Source organism: Mailhella sp. (assembly GCF_057866825.1).
Map to the genome: position 1 here is coordinate 1 of NZ_DBMAHT010000158.1, position 3,911 is coordinate 3,911.

General features: G+C 60.5%; 2 protein-coding genes. Both read left to right on the forward strand.

What is annotated here, in order from left to right:
* The first annotated feature begins 550 nt into the window (after positions 1-550).
* Positions 551-1,612, forward strand: a complete 1,062-nt coding sequence (locus tag ACZM96_RS09930; protein WP_489488852.1) for a bifunctional methionine sulfoxide reductase B/A protein — start codon at positions 551-553, stop codon at positions 1,610-1,612.
* A gap of 506 nt (positions 1,613-2,118) precedes the next feature.
* A complete protein-coding gene (locus ACZM96_RS09935) occupies positions 2,119-3,318 on the forward strand; it encodes an MFS transporter (protein WP_489488854.1) in 1,200 nt (399 codons plus the stop codon).
* Positions 3,319-3,911 lie beyond the last annotated feature (593 nt).

Here is a 3,911-nt window from a genome sequence, read left to right on the forward strand (position 1 = left end):
CACAAATGAGTGCCAAGGCAGTTCTGCAACGAGCTGCCTTTTTTTATCGGCAAACGGCGGCACGGAACTGAGGCGCAGGCGAGGACTGGTGCGAGAATAAAAGGATCGGTCAGGAACTCTACGGCAACTGCGAGGAGGGCAGGGCAAAAACAGAGGCGAGAGCGTGCGCGGCGCGGCAGCTCTCGACATTCCCTCGAACTTCCGGGCAGTCATGAGGTACGCGCAAGCAAAGTCCCGATGCCTCCCCCCACAGTGAAGCACGACGCAGGGCTTGCCCGGGGGAAATCCCGATCCCCGGCGGAGCAAAGCGCGTGGGGAGCGCTGCACGTTTGGCAGTGGCGTTTGCTACGGCGAGGTGGAGCCGCAGGCAAACCAGAACGGAGCAAGCCGCATTTGGAGCGCAGATTCATCATGAGCTCGATGCAGGAGGACTGTGGAAATCTTTGATTCCTCCGTGGAATGACTTTTTTTTGCATGTCTCAAGAAATGACTTGCTTTTTTATCGGAGCGCGACTACTTATCAGTAAAGATTCTTAATAAGGAGGGTGCCATGTACGACAAGGTCAGAGCGCGACGCGCCTTTTTCCTTGTGCTGCTGCTGGCTCTTTTTGCAAGCGACGCGGCGGCGAAGTTTACCCGTCCAACCTTTGACCCTTTACGGGAGCCGGTTGCCATGACAGAGAGCGGATTTCGTATTGTGGCGCGCGGCGATGCTGCCGTGCCGCCTCTCACGCCCAGGGAAGCGGATGTGATTCTCCGCAAGGCCACGGAAGCGCCGTGGTCCGGTGAGTATGAAAAGAACACGGCGGCGGGAACGTATTTGTGCCGTCAGTGCGGCGTAGCGCTGTATCGTTCGTCGGACAAGTTTGATTCCGGATGCGGCTGGCCCGCCTTTGACGATGCGCTGCCCGACATTGTGCGTCGTCTGCCCGATGCCGACGGTCGCCGCGTGGAGATCGTGTGCAATCATTGCGGGGCGCACCTGGGGCACGTGTTTGAAGGCGAGCGGCTGACGGAAAAGAATACGCGTTACTGCGTGAATTCGTTGTCGATGAGCTTTGCGCCTGCGGGCAGCGAGAAGGAAAAGCTGGGGCTTGCGCTGTACACGCAGGTTCACGGAACCAGTGTGGCGGTGCTTGCGGGCGGCTGCTTCTGGGGCGTGGAAGACGCCATGAGTAAGCTGCCGGGCGTGGTGGACGTGCGTTCCGGCTACACGGGCGGGCATACCGACCGGCCGTCCTATGAGGATGTCTGCCGCGGCGATACCGGCCACGCCGAAGCCGTGCTTGTGCGCTTCGATCCCGCCAAAATCAGCTATGAAGCCATCGTGCGCCGTTTCTTTGAAATCCACGATCCCACCCAGCTGAATCGCCAGGGCCCGGACGTGGGCAGCCAGTACCGCTCCGCCGTGTTCTGGCTGGACGAAAATCAGAAGCAGACCGCACAAAAGCTCATTGATGAACTGCGCCGCCTCGGCTACGACGTCGTCACCCAACTCGAACCCGCCGGCCCCTTCTACGAGGCCGAAGCCTGGCACCAGGACTTCACAAAACGCACCGGCCGCGGCGGCTGCCACCTCCCCGTCCCCCGCTTCGACCGCCCCGCAAAGTAAAGGCAGGAAGAGAGGAAAGGCAGAAAAGGCAGGAAAGACAGGAAAGGCATGCGGGGGAAATAATTCCCCCCGCGCCCCCCTGTTTCTGCTTCGCAGCTAAAGCTGCTTCAGCAGGACAGGGTGAACGGGAAGATTATGCGCGGAGCAAGGCGAAGGGGGGGAAAGTAGGCCGAAAGGCCGTTTCTCAACGCTCGGGGGCCCGCGACCTGTCTTCAGACGGTCGCGCCGACGGGCATAAGCAGGCGGGATTCACTCCCGCCGTTAAACGCCATGCCCGTCGTGCAAGTTTCGCAGGCCGTACAGTGTGTCTTGCGCAAATGGGCCTGTGTGCTCTTCGGGGAGACTGCAAGGAAAGGATTTCCAGATAGTTGGGGGGAGAATATTAAGGGGCTGCGTGCGACGGAGCAGGGGCTTGCGCTCCGACTTTACGCAGACGGAGAAAACATGGTATCAGACACAAAGGAACCTTTTCCGCCATGCGCGGTCATTTTTCCGGAGTGCGTACCATGAAGCAAAACGACGGAAATCCGAAACCGGTCCCCGGGCAAACGCTCTTCACCCGAAATTTCGTTCTGATCTGTCTGGCCAATCTCTGCACCTGCATGGCGGGATATTCCATCATGCCCGTGCTGCCGCTTTATCTCATGGACGTGCTGCACTGTCAGAAATCCGTCATGGGCGTGGCCATGGCCGTATTTCCTCTGGTGGCGCTGCTGTTCCGGCCTTTTTCCGGCGTCATTGCCGACAGGTTCGACAGACGGCACGTTCTCATTTTCTCCACGCTTTCCTGTGTGGTCTGCTTTCCGCTCTGCCTTGTGGCTTCGGGCGTGCTGGTCTTCATGCTTGTCCGCTTCACGCACGGCCTGGTCTTTTCCTCCATGACCACCTCGCAGGCCACGCTTGCCGTGGATTTCATGCCCGAAGGCAAAATGGGCACAGGCATCGGCATTTTCAGCAGCACCGTGTCGCTCGGCATGATTTTCGGCCCCATGCTCGGCCTCTCCGCGGCCGCCTTTTCCTATGCCGCCGCCTTCTGGGTCCCGGCGGGATTCGCGTTCGCGGGAGCCGTGTTTCAAATGCTTCTGCGTCCGCGAAAGCAAATCGTCATACGGCAAAAGAAGCTCTCGCCCGACATGTTCTTCATGAAGGAAGGCATTTTTGCCCTTCTCGCGCTGCTCATCGCCTCCTTCATGCAGGGCATGATTACCAACTACCTTTCCGTGCTCGCCAGAGAAAACGGCCTTGCCGACTACGCCAGCCTCTATTTCCTGTTCATGGGCCTGGGACTCATGGGCAGCCGACTCTTTTCCGGCTACATCGTCGATCACGGCTTCATTGCGCAGCTTATCTGCTTCTCCGAGCTCGCCACCCTGGGCGGAGCCATGCTGCTTTCCTGCACCGCGTCGCCCATAGTGTTCGTGCTCTGCGGCACGTGGCTCGGCATCTCGCTGGGCGCGCTCATGCCGAGCTTTCAGACCATTCTCATGTCCCTTGCCGACAAGTCCCGCCGCGGCGTGGCAAGTTCCATGTACTTCATCGGCATGGACGGCGGCCTTTTCCTCGCCCTGTTGAGCGGCGGAGTCATTGCCGACGCCCTGGGCATGGACGCCGCCTATCGCGTGGGCGCGCTGGGACAGCTCGTCTCCCTCGCCATCTTCCTGAAACTCGTTCTTCCCCAGCTGCGTCGCCGCAAGTCACAGGTTTGACGAACGCCCGGGGCTGCGCGTCCCGTTTGCGCAATTTACATGTTTGACGGCCTGCACCACTTGCACGACGGCGGCTGCGCTTGACGCCGGAAGTGAATTCCGGCTGTTATGACCGTCGGCCGGATTCCTGATGTCGCCCGTGTTCCCCAGAGCGTTGAGAGAGGGCCATCCGGTCTGCATTGCGAATCTGCCCCCGATATTCTCTCCCCCAACATCTGGAAATCCTTCCTTACTCACACTGATTCCGGCGTGGCCGGAATCAGTGTCGGCCACCGCAGGTGGGCGCGGAAGCGCACACCTGCACTGCGTCCGCAGCCCGAACCGCGCCCGCCAGGCACACCGCCCCTCGCAGTCCCTGCCTTTCCGAACGCCCGCCGTTTTGGGCAACGCGCCATGCACCCTGCACTCCCGCCCCGCCGAGGGCGAAGCCTTCGGCGGAAACAGGGGGGCGCGGGGGGAATTATTTCCCCCGCATGCCTTTCCTGTCTTTTCTGCCTTTTCTCTCTTTCTGCCTTTCCTGCCTTTCACACCCGGGAGACGCCGGGGCCGGAGAGGGCGCTTTTGCCGTTGCCGAGGGGGGAGACCTGGATTTG

Bases quoted from the DNA above. Each gene is read 5' to 3' on its own strand.
- ACZM96_RS09930 (WP_489488852.1), top strand. From the start codon at position 551: ATGTACGACAAGGTCAGAGCGCGACGCGCCTTTTTCCTTGTGCTGCTG.
- ACZM96_RS09935 (WP_489488854.1), top strand. From the start codon at position 2,119: ATGAAGCAAAACGACGGAAATCCGAAACCGGTCCCCGGGCAAACGCTC.